Raw genomic sequence first — 17,693 nt, 5'->3', positions numbered from 1 at the left:
GGATCCATGAAGAAATGGATCGCAACCGGCGCCGCCGTCTTTCTCCTCCTCAGCCTCTTGGTTGCCACCCCCATAGTCGCCGGCGTGAGCCTCTTCATCGGGAAGAAGGCACAAGCCTCGGGCCTCAGCTCCGGCGGCGTGTGCCTGGCCGGAAGCGTCAACTCGGGCGGCTGGGCAAACCCGGTCAACGGACCGCTCACGTCACCGTTCGGTCCAAGAAGTAATCCGACCGGCGGAGGCAGCGAAGTCCACATGGGCCAGGACATCGCCCCACCGGAAGGGACGCCGTTCTACTCCGCATCCTCGGGCACGGTCGTGGCCGCATACGGCAACGGAGACACAAACCCTGAAGGAGACACCGGAAACGGCATCATCATCAACGCCGGCGACGGCATCCAGATCTGGTACTGGCACGCGCAGGACGGCAGCACAAAAGTACGCCGCGGTGACACCGTCCGGGCCGGGCAACAGCTGGCCTCCGTCGGAAGCACCGGAAGGTCGACCGGGGCACACCTTCACTTCGAGGTGCAGGTCAACGGATCCGCCGTCGATCCTGTCTCGTTCATGAAAGCTCGCGGCGTGACTCTGGGCGCAGATGCCACCGCTGCCCCGTCCAGCGATCAGCCTGCCTCGAAGGCCACAACAGCCCTGGGCCTTACGGCGACCCTGACAACAGGGGACAGCTTCACCCTGACACCCAAGCAATATGCCGTCGCGGAAAGCATCATCCGCACCGGCCAGGAAAAGGGCGTTCCAGCCAAGGGTCTGATCGTTTCCATGATGGTCGCCCTCCAGGAATCCAAGCTCAAAATGTACGCCAACAGCACGGTGCCGGAATCCCTGAACTACCCTCACGATGATGTTGGCAGCGACCACGATTCTGTAAATCCATTCCAGCAGCGCCCGGCGTCCGGATGGGGGACCGTGCCCCAGCTGATGGACCTCACCTATGCCTCCCGCGCCTTCTTTGGCGGCCCGGACGGACCCAACCACGGCGAGCCGCGAGGTCTTCTGGATATACCCGGTCACGACCAGATGAGCCTGGGCGCCCTGGCACAGAAGATCCAAGGCAGCGCCTTCCCTGACGCCTACAACAAATGGGAACCCGTAGCCCGCAGGATCGTCGAACAAATCACCGGCAGCCCCTCGGCTTCCTGCACACCAGGAACGGACCTTCCCAACGGGACACCCGCGCTGGCCGGTAATGCCAGCGAGACCAGGACGAAGATCATCGACTACGCCAAGCAAGGACTTGGCGGTTCCTACGTCTGGGGTGGAACATCCTTCAAGTCCTGGGACTGCTCAGGATACTTCCTCTGGGTCTACACCCAGGCCGGAATCAAAGGTGTGCCCCGCGTCGAACAATGGACCTCCGCGAAAAAGACCACCACGCCCAAGCCCGGGGATCTCGTAGTCCAAAACCCCGACGGACCCAACCACTGGGCCCACGTCGGCATCTATGCCGGAGACGGTCAAATGTACAGCGCCCTGAACCCCTCAGCTGGAACCCTTCTGCACCCGGTGTCATGGAACCCGGGCTCCGAATACTTCACTTATCTCGACGACTAAGAACGGGCCGAAGAACCATGCAACCCATCTCCCTGCGGAAAACACTTCTGATCGCCGGCGCCATTGGCGTCCTCATCATCGTCATGGTCATCAGCGCCCTGAACAAAGCCGCCGGCCAAGACCAGGACAATGACTCGGTCGAGGGACAAGAGAACATCCAGCCAACCCTCGCAGCATCACCGGAACCAAACCCGGTGCAGGGCCTCCACGAAGGGGACAGGGACCAGATCCCCCAGGTCATCCAGCAGTTCGTCACCGCCTACGCCTCCCACTCCTGGCTGGACAGCGGAGCCGGCGTCTGGCTGGAAAAGACCAAGCCCTTCACCACCGCCGCGTACCAGAACGCACTGGAGGCCGAGTTCGCCGGCAACGAAGACAGTCCGTCGTGGGCCGCCTTCAAAAGAGCACAAACCAAGACCGCCCCCGAAGACATCAGCACGGTCATTGTCACCGCGGACGTCGGGAAGGTCAGCGTGATCATCGACTACCAGGTGCTTACTACAACAACCGGGGGATCCCCGGCCGGCCAGCCAGAACCTTTCCACCGTATGGCAACCCTAAAGAAGTCCGGCACCACTTGGTTGGTGGACGGCTTTACCGAGGCTGTGGGCGTGCCAGTTCCGCCATCGAACCCTCCACTTGCACCTCCCACGGAGGGCACAAGCGTGGGCGACTGACACCCCAACCAACAGACTATACATTTTGTATATAGGAAATGTATAGTGGAAGTAGAAGGGAGAAACCAATGACGATCACAGCAGCAGAAAACCTCACCAAGGTCTACGTCGACCGCGAGCTGAACAAGCTCGAACAGCTGAGGGCATGCGCGGCGGCCAAGGCCGAAAGAATGACTCAGGTGCAGATCGCCAAACTGCTCGGCATCTCCCAGCCCGAGGTCCATCGGACCCTTCGCCGTATCAACGACTTCCCGGCTGAACTGGAGCGTTCCCCCAAGGAAGTCATCCTCCTGCAGCTGGCAGGGCGGCTCAGCCACGCCGAAATGATGGACGAGCTGAAGGCCTGGCCGTACACGTTCCGCACCGAGGCCGAACCAGGCAACCCGGAAACCGAATACACCTGGGGAACCTGGGACCAGGTCGAGGACCAGTTCTATGCCGGCCGGCTCAGCTCCGCGGACCACTTCGCCTTGGTTGCCCACGTCCATCCGGCCTCTGCCGCTTGAGCCGCACGGTCCAACAGGCGGTAGAGGACCAACTGAACTCCCTCACTGCCGCCGGCGGGGAACTGCACCGGAGCTCCGCGAGAGCGACAGCCAACCTCTACCCGCGCAGTGACCGCGCCCGGCACAACTTCCACCGCGAACTGATAGACGCCTACCTGAGGGCCGCACCTAATGTCCGGCAGGACGGCAAAGCGGCTCTTATTACCGCCGGCCCTCCAGGCGCCGGCAAATCCACATCCATCGCCCGACGAAACCTTGCCGGTGACGGATGGCGCGTCATCGATGCCGACCGGATTAAGGTAATGCTCCTTGAGCGCGCCGTCCATGACGGCATATACAAAGACCTGCTCAGCCGCGACCTTGCAGACGGCCACCCCATCATGGCCAACGAGCTCGCTTCCCTCGTCCACAGCGAATCCACCGACCTGGCCGACAGGATCCTGCGCCGCAGCCTCAGTGACAGGGAAAACGTCGTCGTCGAAGGAACCCTTTCCTGGTCGGGCCTTCGCGACCGCTACCTTGAACAGTTCGCCAGCAACGACTACCGCAAGATCACCATCCTCGATGTCGAGGTCGACCGGCCCACAGCAATCCGCCAGGCGCGGCTCAGATGGTGGGACGGCCGCCAGGAGACAATCCAGGGTCTGAGCTCCCTGGGAGGTCGTTTCACCCCCCGGGAAGCCATCGACTTCCTCTACAGCGGAGGAAACCGCTACAGCGCCTGCAACACCAACGCCGTCGACTTCTTCAACGATCCACGTACCGGCGTTTTCGACAGTGTCCGGCTCATCGTCGAAGATAAAACCGCTGCCATAGTCCAGTCACGAAAGTACAAACTGGAAAACGGCGCCCTCACCAGCGCCGCGCCGCGGTACCTGGCCGAGGAGATTCCGCCGCCGGCTGCGGCTGATCCGGGAGCCGGTTCGGCGCGATGCGTCGTGTGCGGTCGGCCGCTCACGTCGCCGGCCTCGATAGCCAGGCGTGCAGGCGCCAGCTGCGCTCACAACATCTGAATCGCGATGCGCACGTCAGGCGCCCGGAGTGCGATGCCATCCCGCGTTCATGGACGCAGTCGAGATCCCCTTGGCAGCGCATTCGCAGTGTTTGGTGACTCCGCTATGGACGATGAGGGAGTGCGGGGTGAATGCGTTCTGCCTGCGCGTTCCCTGCGCCGTGAAGTCTTGGTTTATCTCAGCTAAGTTGGTAGTCCAAATTACACACGATTCGATACATCTTCGATACGCTCTTCATCGAGTGTAATTGCGCTGTCAAGTTAAGTGCAAGTGCACCTGACGTATAAACAGGCGCCTACACCAGCTGTCATTTCGTGTCATTCGACGGGCGAAGTGCTTCACAAGACCGGCTGCGGGGGAGGGTCTGGTGACGTCAAATCCGGGTGCGACCAGCCCCACCCGGCCCACTCGGGGTGAACGTCAAGCGTGGTGCGCTGTCTAAAAGTCACCCCATTCGGCCCCTTGGAAGGATGACCTGCCCCGCATGGGCGACCATCCCTCTGAGGAGAAACGGCGATGACCGGATTGCTTTCACCACCCAAAGGAAAGAGGAAGGCTCCGCCTCTGCAACAGCAGCTGCTTGAGCCCCAGAAGAACAGATGGGCATGGAACGCCGTAATCCTTTCCGTCCTCGGGATCCTCGTCTACGGCCTGGCGCTGATTGCATCCTCACCCTTAGCCGGGGTCCTGGGATTCGCGGTCCTTCAGCTGGCGTCGTCCGCAGTGATCTACACCGGCATCCTTTCCCGGCGACGCGCAGAGCTGATGGATAAAGTCGTTGAAGCTGTGGGCCCCCTCTTGGGCGTCCGGCTCGGCCGGTCGTTGGTGTGTGCCAGTCGGTGGAAGGGGAAGGGCGCCGGCACTCCAGGGCGGATCCGGATGCGGTATGTGGCAGGCATCGATGACACAGACGCCGCATGGGTCGGAGAGATCCGCGCCCACCTGGAGCGCCGCATCGGACACCCCTACGCGGTAGCGGAACACAACCGCAAGAAATGCGTCATTACCTTCGCCCCGGCTGAAGCCGAGGAGGAGAAGGAATCCCTGCCTGTCGAGGTCAGGGCGGAGAAGGTGGTCAAGGAACTCCTTGGATCACCCACCGAACCCAACCCCGACGTGTCAACGGAAACCGACGGTGGGGTCCTGACCGGAGTCGTCGTACGTCACGGCGTAGGCACCCGCATCGCCCGGCCTGTCTACAGAAACCAGGTGGAGCGAACTTTCTCCACCATGCTCCCTGGACGATGGAGGGCCACCTGGGATCTTGAGTTGGACACGGTCAGGTTTGAACTGCGGCCGATGCTGCCCGAACGGATCCCGCACCCCATACCGGCAAGCGTCGCCGCGTCAGCGCGCGAGGGCTATTCCAAGCTGGAAGTTCCTTACGGTGTCGACGAAGACGGCAACGTGCTCGTCTGGATACCGAGCATCAATCCCCACTTGCTGATCTCAGGAACATCCGGTTCCGGAAAGACCGTAACCGTCCAGGGCATCGTGGCCGAGCTGGCCCTAGCCGGATGGCAGATCCGGATCAACGACGCCAAGCTCATCGAATTCCTCGGGTTCCGAGACTGGCCGAACGTTGAGCTCGTGGCCGCCAGCACTGAAGAGCAGGTAAGACTCATCCACTGGGCCTGCGATCTCATGGAGGAACGTTACGAGGCGATCGTGCACAGGGGCGCCAGGATCTCAGACTTCGAGCCGGTCCTTCTCGTTCTTGACGAATTTGCCGACTTCCGGGAAAGCGTCACCGATTGGTACGCAGACATTAAACAGAAGGGCGACCCCACCAAGGTCGCAGCGCTCAAAAGAGTCCGGTCCGTCGCCCGCAAAGGCCGAACGGCCAGGGTCCACTTCCTGGTCAGCCTCCAGCGCCCCGACGCGGAATTCCTCACCGGGGAGGTCAGAGACAATTTCAGTGCCCGGATCTCCATGGGACGCCTCTCACCCAACGGCGCACTCATGATGTGGGAAAACGCATCCATCGGTGTGTCACTGCCGCGCAAGTCCCGCGGCCTGGGCGTCACCCTCAACGACAACAGCCAGCCGGTGGAATTCCGCTCTTACTGGACCCCGGACCCCTACAAGCCCGAAGACCACAACGAAGAAGATACCCAGATCCTCGAAGCACTTAGGCCGAAGGAAATGAAACACCCCCGCATGATGATCCTGCCCCCGGACGGTGACCTCGATGACGAAGGGGAAGAAAAGGAAGCCACCTACAGCGAGTGGGCCACGGCGCCGATCGTCCCCTACAACGAGGCCCAACTGGCAGCACTCCGGCCCAAGTTCACCGTTGTCCGGGGTGACGGCCGAACTGACGGCAAGGAAACCTCCCGGAAGGCGAAGGCTGGCCTGAGCATCGTTTCGGACGTCGACCCCGAAGAGACCGACAATCTCGATGACGAGTACGGAGATGCGCAGAGCGCGACCCCGGACCAACTCATTCCCGGAGACCTGGTGCTTCTGGATGAAACCCTGGGGCTCTGGGGAGTCGTCGAATCCGCCGAGGAAGACATCCTCGATGAGGAATGCATGTGCATCGACTATCGGACTGATGACGGAGAGATGGAAAGCATCTCCTACCCGGCCGACGAGCCAATCACCTATCGGCGTTCCATCGACGCCGACAAAGTCACCAGGAAATAGGAGCCACAATGTCCGACGACGATGACCTCTTCACCTTGATCATGCTGTTCACCGGGCTCGGAGGTTTCGGCATCTTCAGTGCCGCTACCCTCCTCGCCCCCGTCCAGACCTGGCTCATCGAGACCGGGATACTGCTGAAGGCAAACGGACTGCTCGTTGAGCTTCCCTGGGCGCCGGGAGTTGGCTTGGATCTGGGCCGATGTATCGTCGGCGGATGCGTCGTCATACTGCTTCTCGTCCTGGTGGTCTGGGCCAGCGCCAGACTCCGGACCGACGACAAATAGACGGCCAAACGAAGGGGCCTTTCGGACTGTGTTCAGCCAGGAAGGCCCCTTCTGCTCGGGTGCTCGGTATAGCCGGGGCAAGATGTTTTGGTCTTACGCTTACAGGGGTACCTACCGAGGTTCCGGCCTACTGGTCCCACCCGCCTACGCCATAATGTGCATCCAGTAGTCCCGGAACACTGCCTAGTGGCGGCCCTGAACTTTTCCGGCGAGCCGCTTCTTGAGCTTTCCCCCCGAGGATGCCCCTTAGCGATTCAGCGGAAAGCCCGCTCAGGGAGACCAGCTCGTCAACGGTGATTACGGAGTGCTGAGCGAGATCCCTCACTAGGTTGAGGCGGCCTGCCCGCTCCTGCTTGAGGACGTCGTCCAAGTCTTCGATTTCACCACGGAGTGCCACGAGCTCATCAAGGGTTGACTGCTGCTCGTCGGTTACCGGGAGCGGTGTCCTACCGACGGCTGGAGTGTTCGGGGCCAGATCCGCCTTGTAGAACCAGGCCCGCGAGATGCCGGCGGCAGCTGCAATGTCCTTCTTCGTTGAGCCTCTGGCCAGGGCGGTGACAATCAGTTCTTCCTGACGCCGCCGACTCTCGCTGCGCCTGTCGGTTGCAGATGTGATGGCGTCCCTGGCCGAGGCCAGAGCGTCCTTCAGTTCGTTGGCGCCGTTCATTGGTCTTTTGTCCCCTGGATTGCTGCCGAGACATCGGCATCGTGTCGGGCAACAGCCAGCACACTGAGCCAGTGGAGTCCCAGACCCTCTACTGCCTGGCTGGGCTTGGCGCCCTGGCTGAGACGTTCAACAATGGTCGGCAGATGGACCTTGACCAGTTCAGCGTCCTTCTGTCGTTTGGCTTCTCGGGTGATGCTTTTCGAGGGATATTTGGGATTGGGGGTGCCCTTGGAGAACGCATCGATGAAGGGCTGGATGGTGGAGCGTTTCCAGGCGGGCGATTGACCAATGTGCAGGTCAGGCTCGGGGATTGTCGTCGGATCCGGTGACGATCCGGGACGCGTTTGCCTTCGCCGGGCGAGACGATTCCGCAGAACTGCTTCGCTCGCACCTGTCTCCCGCGAAACATCGGCATAGGACAAGTACTCAGTCATCAGCAGAGTCCCGGATGCTCAAGTAGTAACCTCAAGGTTCTCTTTGGGGAGGGCTCGCGTCCTGGCCTCACCTTCGATTTGGATATCCAGACTGAGTCTCGACGGCTTGGTTTGGCGCACGTCAGTGCCTGCAAGGGGGGCGCGAGTTCGGCGTCGTTGGCTTTCGGCCGCATCCCGGTGGGCGCGTTCATGGTGGTCCTCGTGGATGGATCTGGTATCGGAAACATTATACGGCGTAATGTGTGTCACCAAGGATGAATTATGGCCGGCCGACTGGCGTGCCAGCTGGCGGCGGACCACCCAGAAGCCAGCCGCGATCAGGATCAGGGCAAGCAATGATTGGCCATTGAAGTGCCTGGCGGTGAGCCCGAGAATTAGGGCGGGTATTGCGAAGCAGGCCAGTGTGAGGGCTGCATGAATGTTCTGTTTGGTTTTCACGGAGACTCGATTCAGGAAGCGGAGCTGACGGGTTGTTCATGCCGTTTGCCCGTGGTTCGGGGAATTGGCTGACAGTGCGGCCAGGCTATTGCGGATGGTTGACCAGAGTTCCATCATCTGGCCTTCGACATCATCCAGGTGGGCCCGTAGTTTTCGGGCCGGGGCGCTGTGAAGATAGGTGTCCTCCATCAGGTCCGAGTAGCGGAGCCAGGACTCTTCGAGGGGGCGGAGGGTGCGGAGACTGTCGGCTATGGTCCATACGGCCTGACGGTCGGCGTAGGTGGAACCGTGCATGGCCGCAAAAAGAAGATCCTTCTGATGTTCGCTGCCGATTTCATCCATTGTCACTACCTTGTCGAGCAGGCCTGAACGCTGGCTAACCCAGACACGGGCATCGGCTCTCATCGCCTGGATTACCCGGTGTTCCCCGATGGCCCAGAGGCATGTTCCGAGCAGGAACGCGACGGCAACGGACCAGGCGCTCCGCATCTGTGGAACCAGCCAAAACAGGCTGACCCAGACCATGGCGAAGCCGATGTTGAACCATTGCCACCTCGCCTTGGTTTTGCGGATTCCCGGCGTCATGTACCAGGCCGGCGGGGTTTCGAACTCCGATATTTCCTCGGCTGAGATGTCCGGGTGCCAGATGCAGTGATACCAATCAGTTGTTAGTTTCCATTCATTGCCTTCCATCCCAGTGGAGGCGGAGGGTGTGCAGGGTTCGTGGAATAGAGAGCGGAAAAGAAAACCTGCAGCCGGGCCGGTTGCGTGCCGCGTTCTGAGTCGTGCCAGCTTTTCGTGGGCTTTGTAGCGTAGCGGGCGCTGATCAATCATGCAGCTGCCGCCAGAGCGTTGATTTCATCAGAGAGGACGCCGGCGAAATGCTTCTCGCCATTCACGATGGTGACGGGAACGGTGGTGTATCCGAGCTCCTGCAGGCGCTTCTTGGCTTTGGGATCGGTGGAGACGTCGTGGGCGACGAACGGGATGTTTTTTCTTTTGAGAACCTTTTTCAGCAGATCGCACGATCCGCAGTCGGGCCGCCAGAATACTTCTACCATGGTGAGTTCCTTTCCTTGTGCGGCCCAGGGGGTTGGCCGGCTGTTCTTCTTCAAGGGCACGTTCGCTGCGGGTTTTAGACCGAGGCCGAGGGTGAGTGGTGAGGGAACAAATGTTCGGCGTGCCCTCGCGGTGTCGTGGCGAACGTGGGGGGATCGAACAGCGCGGCCGTGTCCGTTGCGAGAACGACGATGAACAGGTCAACGTTTGGATGGATGGTTAGGTGACTGGTGACGGCGGCATCGAATTGTTGAAGGTGGAGCCAGCTGCCGTTTCGGATGGGCGCGTAGTCGGTAATGATCATGACCTGGGGTTTTTCATCATCGGCAACGTCCAGGGTCCAACTCGACTGGGGGCTGGCGTCCGAGATGATATGCCCAACTGAACTACTGGTTCTCGCCCAGGTCTGGATGCCCTGGGGATCCACGACCGTGACGACGTGTCCGGACAGTGCTGCGTAGTCGGCCAAGTCAGCGGCCGTCTGCTGGGTCCCGGCATGCTCCTGGATGATGTAGCCGGCCTTCCCAAGCCAGATGTGGGCAAGCACTGCTCTGGCTGCCTTGTGGGATCTGCCAGTGGCCGACAGGTCCTGGGAATCCGAAGTGGTGGTCATTGGTTCTCCTCGTTCTTGGTGACTGGTGACACACAAACAAGGGGGCACCGATTGCCTTGGTTAGACAGGGATCGCGCACTGCACTCCCTGCTCCTGTCGGAGCTGCCGGTATGAAGGCACTATTCCTCTTGTCGGTGTATCGCCGTGATCCGTTGGCCCTCGGCTTGTACGATCTGGGAGCGCTTGGGATGCAGCAGGCGGGTAGCGTTTGTGTACATCTGGATAAAGCGGTCCCTGAAGTGCCTGTTGTTTTTGAGCAGCCGGCTGAGGTCTTCCCGAGTCACGGATTCCCCTTCAGGGGCGAGGGTTCGGACGTCGGGAGTTTGCCGGGCCCAGGCGGCGAGTTCATCGTCGTGGATGTCCACTTCCGTGCGGTAAGTCTTTGTTTCGGTCCAGGTGATGGTGTACCGCACTGTGGGCTCCTTCCCGGTGTTGTCGTTGAGTGGCGGGGCTGTTGCCCAGCCATGAAGGGATCAGTTGTCGCCGCGGACTGGTGGGCAATTGCTGTGAGGGATTCGACGCGGTCAGCCTGGCGTTGAATGCCGTCTGTCTCCACGTTTGTCCGTGGTGCGCAGGGAGGTGTCGATCTCGGTGGCGACTTCGAGGCCTGCCCGCTCAAGGCTGGCGATGGTGTGGTTGATGGCGGAGGTCTTAGGCGATCTGTCGCGGGATTGGGGCAGATACCAGCCGCCCAGGTTCCGAGAGAAGCGCCAGCCGCAGGCTTTCAGGACGGTGTCCGGGCCGTCGCCGCGGATGGCGCCTTCGATGAATGTTCCGTTCAAAGCGGAGTGGGTGATTGTGAGCATGGTTGGTCCTAACGTCGTGCCGCCTTGAGGCGGAGGTGAGGGACGGTTGGCGGCTCCGGTAAGAAGTCTGGAAGTGCCTCAATGGGCCGCTACGTCGCGCTAGGAGAGCAATTCATGAACATAGAGGACTCCTCAAGGTATCTATTAGTAGATCTGACATCTATTAATCTAGGAACAAAACACAAGCGTGTCAACTAACTTGGAAAAGTGAATGTGGGCAACTGGCCCGAGCGACAAAAGGCGGCACCCGGGCGGAGGAGAGTGATTGTCAGATCTACTTACCTTGGAGGCCCGGGTGTCGCCTGTCTCATTGTAGGGGAGGGGAGTAGGGGTCAGTGAGAGGGTTTGCCGGTATCCCCGCGCCCGCCGTAGCGGTTCACGATTTGATCTACGGTCTGTCTGGAGACGCCGGCCGCCTCGGCGATCTGAGACTTGCGCACACCTTCGGCGGCTGCAGCAACGATGATCCGCAGGTACTCATTCTCCGCGGCCTGTTTTGCCTGGGAGGCAGCAGTGACTTCAGCAAGTCGTTGAATCGCGGCGCCGCTGGGCTTGCGAAGTCGTGGCATTTCACCTTCCTGGAGTCGCCCCTCAGGGCTCGGGAAATCCCGATCATCTTGTCAGGTCTGCCTGACTTTGGGCAATGCGGCACGCAGCGGGCGTCGGGCCAGAGCGGGGATGGTCTGTGGCAGAGGGCTTAGTGATCCGTCGTGGTCGACATCACCAAGGTGTCCGAAATGAGTCCCGCGGCAAAGCTCTGGATTTGGCCCAGGGCCTCGGTGTCAAGGCTCGATGTTCCCGTCTCAGGATCCACCAGAGTATTCACGCGATGGGCAAGTGCGCCAATGAAATCCAACCCCTGAAGGGGAGCCAAGGAGTTGAGGATGTGGACGAGGTGATGTTCGACCTTGGTGCGTGCGGACGGGGACTTGGCCTCGATGATGTCTGCGAGCGCGAAGCAGTTGATGCGGTCCAGTTCTATGTGGAGTTTGAGCAGAGTGGGGTCGGTGTTGTTGAGGTTGAACATGGCTGTCTCCTCCGTTTGTGAGTAGATCTGACTCATCAAACATTACACGGTGTAATGTTGAAGGTGAAGGCTCAATGGCGTGGAAGGCCGTTTTTCCGTGTGGCGGGGCATGGTTGAATGCCCCATGACCAAGAAGAAAGAAGAAGAACTCAGTGAACCCCGGGCCGCCCGTCTTCGTCGCAGCCTATTCGTCGTCGGTAATGGATTCGAGTTGCCATTGTGTGGACAGCGGGGCCAGCCGGAGCGTGAAAGTCCTTAGTGCGGCGTCGTTGGCGCGTACCTGGACGCGCCAGAACTCAATGTCCACCACGTTCCCGACGCCCAGAGGGGCCGATCGTCTGGTGTCCCACCAAGCATCCCTGGCGAACCAATGCGCGGCATGAACGTCGGGGTCAACGGCCCAGATGCGGCCGTCGTGACGGACGGCCAACGGTGTCCCGTCGGGGCTAAAGCGGACAGCGACTTCTTGGAGGGTATGGGGTGCTTCTGGTGCCAGAGTCATCTGGGGGTCCTTTCGATGCAGGGCGCCGGGTTAGGCGGCTTTGACGAGGGGGAGTTCATCCCAGTGGGTGGTGTATCTGGGGGAGAGCATGTCGCGTTTCATGGTCCAGTCCGGGCCGCCTTTGATGCCGGCGTGGCCCAGGCCGATGGATCCGCGGCCGTAGCGCTTGCTGACGTCTTCCAAGAGGGTTCCGATGCCGCGTTCTTCATGCGCGTTTTCGAAGATTTCCAGGGGTTTCTGGTTGCCGGACGGGCGCAGGTCGGTGACCATGATCCCGGCCCGGACGTACTTGACGCCTTCGTAGACCTGGGGGAGCAGTGCGTGGGCTGCCTTGGTTAACAGCACGGGATCCGCGGTGGGCATCGGCAGGGCAACGCAGACCGAGGGGAAAGATTTCTCATTCGGGTTGTAGTGCGACGTCGCAGCGAACGCTGTAAGCAGTTTTGCTTGGAGATCGTGTTTGGCCAGGCGGGCGCTGGCCATTTGGGCGTAGACGCTCATGACCTGGCGCAGGCCGGCGGCCGTGGTGATCGGGGTCGAGAAGGAGCGGGAGAAGATGAGTTGGTCTCGTCCGATCCGTTCCTCCTCCATGGGGATGCAGGGTGTTCCTTGCAGTTCCAGGACGGTGCGCATCATGACGATGGAGAACTTGTCCCGGATCGCTACGGGATTGGCGCGAGTGAGGTCCAGGATCGAGAAGATCCCCATGGCGTTCAATCGCTTGGTGAGGCGGGTGGCCACGCCCCAGATTTCGATCACTGACAGCCGTTCCATGAGTGCTTCGCGCTGCTCTACGGGTACAGAATCCCATCGGCAGACGCCCTTGAAGGCCGGGTTGTTTTTCGCCCACTTGTTGCAGAGTTTGGCGAGGGTTTTGGTTCTGGCAATGCCGACACAGACGGGTACGCCGACGTGTCGCCGGCACGCCTCCTTCATGGCGCGTCCGAGCTGCAGCAGCTCGTCGGGGCTGCCCTTCACGCCGAGGAATGCCTCATCGATGCTGTAGATCTCAACCCATGCCGAGTACCGGCCCAGGAGCTCCATGACGCGCGAGCTGACATCGCCATAGAGCTCATAGTTGCTGGAGAGGGCAATGAGCCCCCATTCCTTGGCGCGGGGTGCCAGCTTGAACCACGGCTCGCCCATGGCGATGCCCAGGGCCTTGGCCTCGCTCGATCTGGTCACAGCGCAGCCGTCGTTGTTGGACAGCACGATCACCGGTTTGCCCTCCAATGCGGGATTGAAGGCCCGCTCGGCGGACGCGTAGAAGCAATTGACGTCGACGTGCGCGATCTCCTGCATCCGGCGCATCAGTGCCGGCTTAGACATTAGGACCACCCAGGATTCGCAATTCCGGCGCCCCGCTACACATGGTGAAGGCACCTGGTGGCCACGCCCCAGATCGTCAGCTCTGAGAGCGCCGGAACTTTGATGTCGGGAAAGCCTGGGTTGTCAGCCTGCAGGACCACGCCGGATGCGGTGATTCTGAGCCGTTTGATGGTCAGTTCACCATCCAGCACCGCGATAACTACGGATCCGTCCTTGGGCTCCAGGGCACGGTTGACGATCAGCTCGTCGCCGTCGCTGATGCCGGCTTGTTCCATTGACTGTCCGGTAACCCTCACGATGAAGGTGCTGGTCACGTCTTTGATTAGATATTCGTTGAGGTCTATTCGGCCGTCAAAGTAGTCCTGGGCAGGCGACGGGTAGCCTGCTGCCACTGCCACCGGTGCCATCAGCACAGCCACCAGAGAGAGTCCCGCATCTATCACACGGGGGCCAACTATCACGCCCACAACACACCTCTTATTCGAATATATCTTCGAATAAGACTATACGGCTACCCCACGACAAAGTAGCTTTTGGTTCTACGCCCGGTCCTGGAACCACCGGTTGGTAGTGGCGACGTCTGCGAGCGGCTTCGTCCGGTTCCCCTGACGAATGGTCAGCCGATCAATAGCCATCTGGACTAGGTCAGTCGGCCAGTTCCCGGGGTCTGCAAGGATTTCTCCCGCTATCGTCTGGGGCATAGCGGCAAGCGCCGATTCGTCAGCCCATCCTCCTGGAGGGAGGGAACGACGTGCCCCTCTAAAGATTTCGAGCTTGAGCTTTCTGGCGGTCCGAGCGGCGGCTACGGCCTCACGTCCGTCATTAACACCAGCTTTGAAAACATCGTCGAGTTGCGGCTCTAGAAGCGGTCCTACTCGATCTCGGGTTGAGGCTGTTCCGATGATGTGTATGAGCCACAGTGTTCTGCCAGAGAGGTTTATCTGTCGTAGTCGCAGCGCTTCCTGCAGCGCGAGGGGTCGGATGCGACGGGCAGCAACGTCCATCTGCAGGGCGTGTTCCACGGCTAGGTAGCGTTTCGGTTCGAGTTGTTGAACCAGGGTGTCAAAGGCACTGGCAAGAGATATGACCACGCTCGGGTGAGCTTGCTCTAGAAGAGCGACTATGCCGAGCATGAGATCCCGAGGAGTTGCTATTGAGGCAAGATGCTTTTGCCACCATTCCTCGTCCCCACGGTTGCTGCGGAAAGCGGCCTCAGTGGCTGCTGCGGCTGCCAGGGCCGGACTTTTGGCGCGAACCGACGTAGCGATGGCGGAAATCTCCACGTCTGAGGGGATGGTCGAGACGGCACGTCGCAGAATCCACCCGTCACCCCATGTTTCCGCCACAGCTAGCAGTCTCGTTCTGCCATGCCTCCCGAGAGGAGGGGTCGAACGAGCGGTTGGAAAAAGCGGTAGCCCCCCTTCGGATTCGTGCAGTAATGGTGGCCTGTTGCCGATCAATGGGTTGGTTGTGGCCCATGCTTTCGTACAGGGTCGAGCGCCGGATAGCGCCTGTGGCGGCGAGTTCTGCGGATTGGACGATGGTGGCCAGGTTATGGCGGCCAGAGGAAAGTTGGACCTCTCCTGACGCCCCGTCATTAAGATCTTCTACTAGGGCAAGGAGCACGTCCTCGTCATTACCGTCGTATCCACCGCGTGCGAGAAGTGCAGCCTTCCAATCAGTACTCCGATCGTATTCAACGAGCGCCTTGTGGAGCTGGGCAGTGCGCTCAATGCTGAGCGACCTTAGTACTCCAAGAGTCGATGCCACCTCGAACCAGTTTGGTGCCGATTCGAAGCGGGTCCACCACCATGTTGTTACGTCATCTCGGGGAATAGCGTGGCGTGCCAGACATGCGGCTACTGCTTCCTGAACTGCGGTGGATTCACTTTGTTCAAGCCGAGCTTTCAGATGGGCTACAGCCTGCGAACGGCCTGCCCGTTCTCCCAGGCGCAGAGGCGTTCCGGCAGCTTCGAATACGCCGTCCTCGGCGAACACCACGCCTGGACCGTCGAGAACGACGTCAACGACGTCCCGTATCGAAGTGTCGGCGAGTCCGTCGTAAACCCGATCGTTGAGAAGCAGAACAGCCATCAAACGAACCATTGGATGCGGTGAGACTCGTTTGTCAACGTTGTGGAGGTTGTCTTTGAGCGCGCGAATTTCGCCCCTGGCGAGCATCCCGATATAGAAACGGCAGACGTTTGCCCAGTAAGGGCGTTCCATCAGGGCATTCAACCCGTCGTCCCGGGAGTTCCCCACTCCCTTCGGTGTGAGGTTTTCGAAGATGTAGAGGGCTGCAAAGTACTCCCTGAGCGACTGAACTTCGAATTCGAATGCGTCGTCCCGCTCAACCAGACAGAGCACGCGGGTCGTGATTGCTGAATAGAGCTCCTCTGCAAGTGTTAGCTCGTCGGCGTGGCCTTCAAGGTGGTGGCGGAGGAGTTGGCGAAGCTCGCCGCGAGTGATAGATCCTGAGCTCTGGCCCTGCTCGGCCTTGGTCTGAAGGTACCAACCAAGATATGCGTGCGTGTTTTCCACGACGCGCCGCTGTTCTGCGAGGAGAGGCTCTTTGTCCTCTGTCTGTTCGCGGTCGAGGAAGGTCTTGAGGTATTCAGCGTAGAGCTCGGTGCGTTGCTGCGGCAGGAGTTGTCGTCGGTGGAGCAGGTGGAGCAGGATGGCGAGTTGCATAGGGTATGAGGCCAACTCGTTGATATGGGGCACGTGCTGGTTATCCATGAAGGTGGATTGCAGTCTCTCGGCGGACTCCGTTGAGAGTCCCGAGACTTCAACCCAACGCTGGAGGTACTGTAGCCGAAGCCCCTGGGTCAGCCTCTGCAGGTGAAGGACGGGGAAGGCGCCAGTCGCTGTCAGAGGCTGCAGTGAGCTTCCGGGGCGGGTGGCGACCAGGATCACGAGGTCTGCGGCATCCGCATTGAGGCGTCCACGGACGCGCGCGATTTCCTCGGTTACGCGAGCACGCACGGGCAGGCTGGCTACTTCATCCAAGCCATCGAGCGCCAACAGGACTGGCTCAGTGGCGATCAGGACAGCAAGGTCCCGGTTCTTGAACTGGTGCGCCCCAATGTGCCGGCGTATGTCGAGGACGATGTATTCCTCAAGGCTGCGCCATTCGCCCTCATTTTCGGGCTTATGGCCTGACCGTTTCTTCTTGCCAGAGTCGGGCGATGGCTCGATGGCTGCCCACTGTGCGTACTTCCGCAGGTCTACGCGGATAGGAAACCTCGCTGTGGACGTCGCACGTACAAGTTCGGACGTTCCCGCCGAGTAGGCAGTCTCGCCGAGGCGTCTCGCGCGGTGGAACTGACAGACGTACTGGAGCACCGTTGACTTGCCTTGCCCCGGACCTCCCACAAGAACCGCGTTTCCAGTCCAGTCAGGGTGAAGAAGTGCCTGAGTTGCGCCGGTAACAATGAAAGCGGAGGTGGCTTCCAGATCCGATGTATCGCCCGGTGCTGATTGCGCGATCTGTGCGAGCAGCTGTGCGAGCTGAGAGTTGTCACGGCGACAGCCGACAGGCACGTCCACGAACAACGAGTCGACCGATGGACCGCGCAAGTCTGCCTGTTGAAACTGAACTGTGTTTTCGGCGTGGTAACGATCTCCTAGGTAGGCGCCTAGAGCCCCTTCGAGTTCGACGCGTCTTCCTTGCTGCCGCTCGTGGTCTTCTTTGATCTTGAGTAGGTCTTTGAGCGCGTGTCCAGCACCATTTTTTGAGTCGATGAGCGTGTGGTGCGTAGGGCACATCAGCACAAGGTTCTCGTAGCTGTCGACTTTGTCGCGAGGGTAGTCCCGCTCGTAGCGGGGACCGCCGGCACTCTGCGCCCGAATGTGGGCCTCCTCACCAACGACGATGAGTTGGGTCTCGCCAGAGGTGGCGTCGTCAATGTGGAGCGTGAGGGCCTGAATGCACCCTGGGAAGGCACACTGATTATGCGCACGACCCCAGAGCATCTTGCGGGTGGCCCCTGTGATCGCCATGTATCTCCCGGAGTGAAAGTGAAGGTGAGTCCATCCTTCCAGATGCGGTTGACGTGTACTTGCTGGGCCTCGCTGCCTTTTACGTTGTCGTCCACGGATTCCGCATTCAGGGCGAGAA

Annotated in this window: 21 protein-coding genes; 6 read left to right on the top strand and 15 right to left on the bottom strand. The window is 60.5% G+C overall.

What is annotated here, in order from left to right; translation table 11 throughout:
• Positions 1-6 precede the first annotated feature (6 nt).
• The 6 genes from ARUE_RS23515 to ARUE_RS23110 all read left to right on the top strand — a co-directional run bounded on the left by ARUE_RS23515 (position 7) and on the right by ARUE_RS23110 (position 6,698).
• The gene (locus ARUE_RS23515) at positions 7-1,569 is read left to right on the top strand and encodes a peptidoglycan DD-metalloendopeptidase family protein (protein ID WP_011928044.1); all 1,563 of its coding nucleotides are present in this window, start codon (positions 7-9) and stop codon (positions 1,567-1,569) included.
• A 17-nt stretch (positions 1,570-1,586) separates the two neighbouring features.
• A complete protein-coding gene (locus tag ARUE_RS23130; protein ID WP_043472085.1) occupies positions 1,587-2,246 on the top strand; it encodes a hypothetical protein in 660 nt (219 codons plus the stop codon).
• Between the two features lie 68 nt (positions 2,247-2,314).
• Entirely contained in the window at positions 2,315-2,752 is a 438-nt protein-coding gene (locus tag ARUE_RS23125) for a hypothetical protein (RefSeq protein WP_011928042.1), read from the top strand.
• Positions 2,749-3,765 (top strand): zeta toxin family protein, encoded by a 1,017-nt coding sequence (locus tag ARUE_RS23510; RefSeq protein ID WP_011928041.1) that lies wholly within the window; start codon positions 2,749-2,751, stop codon positions 3,763-3,765. Before ARUE_RS23125 ends, ARUE_RS23510 begins: the two co-directional genes overlap by 4 nt.
• 516 nt (positions 3,766-4,281) lie before the next feature.
• Positions 4,282-6,414 carry an FtsK/SpoIIIE domain-containing protein gene (locus ARUE_RS23115; protein WP_011928040.1) on the top strand — a complete coding sequence of 711 codons (2,133 nt, stop codon included), beginning with the start codon at positions 4,282-4,284 and terminating at the stop codon, positions 6,412-6,414.
• Positions 6,415-6,422: 8 nt separating this feature from the next.
• Positions 6,423-6,698 carry a hypothetical protein gene (locus ARUE_RS23110; protein ID WP_011928039.1) on the top strand — a complete coding sequence of 92 codons (276 nt, stop codon included), beginning with the start codon at positions 6,423-6,425 and terminating at the stop codon, positions 6,696-6,698.
• A 127-nt stretch (positions 6,699-6,825) separates the two neighbouring features.
• On the opposite strand, the gene ARUE_RS23105 is transcribed toward ARUE_RS23110, so the two are convergent.
• From ARUE_RS23105 to ARUE_RS23505, 15 genes are all read right to left on the bottom strand, one after another.
• Positions 6,826-7,365, bottom strand: a complete 540-nt coding sequence (locus ARUE_RS23105) for a hypothetical protein (RefSeq protein WP_011928038.1) — start codon at positions 7,363-7,365, stop codon at positions 6,826-6,828.
• Positions 7,362-7,799: a hypothetical protein gene (locus ARUE_RS23100; RefSeq protein WP_011928037.1), complete on the bottom strand. Its 438-nt coding sequence runs from the start codon at positions 7,797-7,799 to the stop codon at positions 7,362-7,364. The genes ARUE_RS23105 and ARUE_RS23100 overlap by 4 nt, the downstream gene beginning before the upstream one ends.
• 18 nt (positions 7,800-7,817) lie before the next feature.
• Positions 7,818-8,237 carry a hypothetical protein gene (locus ARUE_RS23095; protein WP_011928036.1) on the bottom strand — a complete coding sequence of 140 codons (420 nt, stop codon included), beginning with the start codon at positions 8,235-8,237 and terminating at the stop codon, positions 7,818-7,820.
• A 36-nt stretch (positions 8,238-8,273) separates the two neighbouring features.
• Complete coding sequence (locus ARUE_RS23090; protein WP_162486288.1) at positions 8,274-8,930, bottom strand: hypothetical protein; 657 nt, start codon at positions 8,928-8,930, stop codon at positions 8,274-8,276.
• Positions 8,931-9,067: 137 nt separating this feature from the next.
• Positions 9,068-9,298, bottom strand: coding sequence for a glutaredoxin family protein (locus ARUE_RS23085; protein WP_011928034.1), 231 nt, complete (start codon positions 9,296-9,298; stop codon positions 9,068-9,070).
• 74 nt (positions 9,299-9,372) lie between these two features.
• Entirely contained in the window at positions 9,373-9,909 is a 537-nt protein-coding gene (locus ARUE_RS23080) for a hypothetical protein (RefSeq protein WP_011928033.1), read from the bottom strand.
• A gap of 119 nt (positions 9,910-10,028) precedes the next feature.
• Complete coding sequence (locus tag ARUE_RS24395) at positions 10,029-10,322, bottom strand: hypothetical protein (RefSeq protein ID WP_043472083.1); 294 nt, start codon at positions 10,320-10,322, stop codon at positions 10,029-10,031.
• A 111-nt stretch (positions 10,323-10,433) separates the two neighbouring features.
• Positions 10,434-10,715, bottom strand: a complete 282-nt coding sequence (locus tag ARUE_RS23070) for a hypothetical protein (RefSeq protein WP_011928031.1) — start codon at positions 10,713-10,715, stop codon at positions 10,434-10,436.
• A 332-nt stretch (positions 10,716-11,047) separates the two neighbouring features.
• Positions 11,048-11,284 carry a helix-turn-helix domain-containing protein gene (locus ARUE_RS23065; RefSeq protein ID WP_043472081.1) on the bottom strand — a complete coding sequence of 79 codons (237 nt, stop codon included), beginning with the start codon at positions 11,282-11,284 and terminating at the stop codon, positions 11,048-11,050.
• A gap of 128 nt (positions 11,285-11,412) precedes the next feature.
• Positions 11,413-11,742: a hypothetical protein gene (locus ARUE_RS23060; RefSeq protein ID WP_011928029.1), complete on the bottom strand. Its 330-nt coding sequence runs from the start codon at positions 11,740-11,742 to the stop codon at positions 11,413-11,415.
• Between the two features lie 184 nt (positions 11,743-11,926).
• The gene (locus ARUE_RS23055; protein WP_011928028.1) at positions 11,927-12,244 is read right to left on the bottom strand and encodes a hypothetical protein; all 318 of its coding nucleotides are present in this window, start codon (positions 12,242-12,244) and stop codon (positions 11,927-11,929) included.
• A gap of 30 nt (positions 12,245-12,274) precedes the next feature.
• The gene (locus tag ARUE_RS23050) at positions 12,275-13,573 is read right to left on the bottom strand and encodes a Y-family DNA polymerase (RefSeq protein WP_011928027.1); all 1,299 of its coding nucleotides are present in this window, start codon (positions 13,571-13,573) and stop codon (positions 12,275-12,277) included.
• A 35-nt stretch (positions 13,574-13,608) separates the two neighbouring features.
• Positions 13,609-14,040: a LexA family protein gene (locus ARUE_RS23045; RefSeq protein ID WP_011928026.1), complete on the bottom strand. Its 432-nt coding sequence runs from the start codon at positions 14,038-14,040 to the stop codon at positions 13,609-13,611.
• A gap of 72 nt (positions 14,041-14,112) precedes the next feature.
• A complete protein-coding gene (locus tag ARUE_RS23040) occupies positions 14,113-14,856 on the bottom strand; it encodes a hypothetical protein (RefSeq protein WP_043472078.1) in 744 nt (247 codons plus the stop codon).
• Positions 14,857-14,899: 43 nt separating this feature from the next.
• On the bottom strand, positions 14,900-17,575 hold the full coding sequence (locus tag ARUE_RS23505) for an HNH endonuclease (protein WP_011928024.1): 2,676 nt from the start codon (positions 17,573-17,575) through the stop codon (positions 14,900-14,902).
• Positions 17,576-17,693: the final 118 nt, after the last annotated feature.

Origin of the sequence: Arthrobacter sp. Rue61a, assembly GCF_000294695.2 — a bacterium.
GTDB lineage: Bacteria > Actinomycetota > Actinomycetes > Actinomycetales > Micrococcaceae > Arthrobacter > Arthrobacter aurescens_A.
The sequence above is the reverse complement of the archived record's forward strand: the minus strand, read 5'-3'. Positions and strand labels throughout refer to the sequence as shown.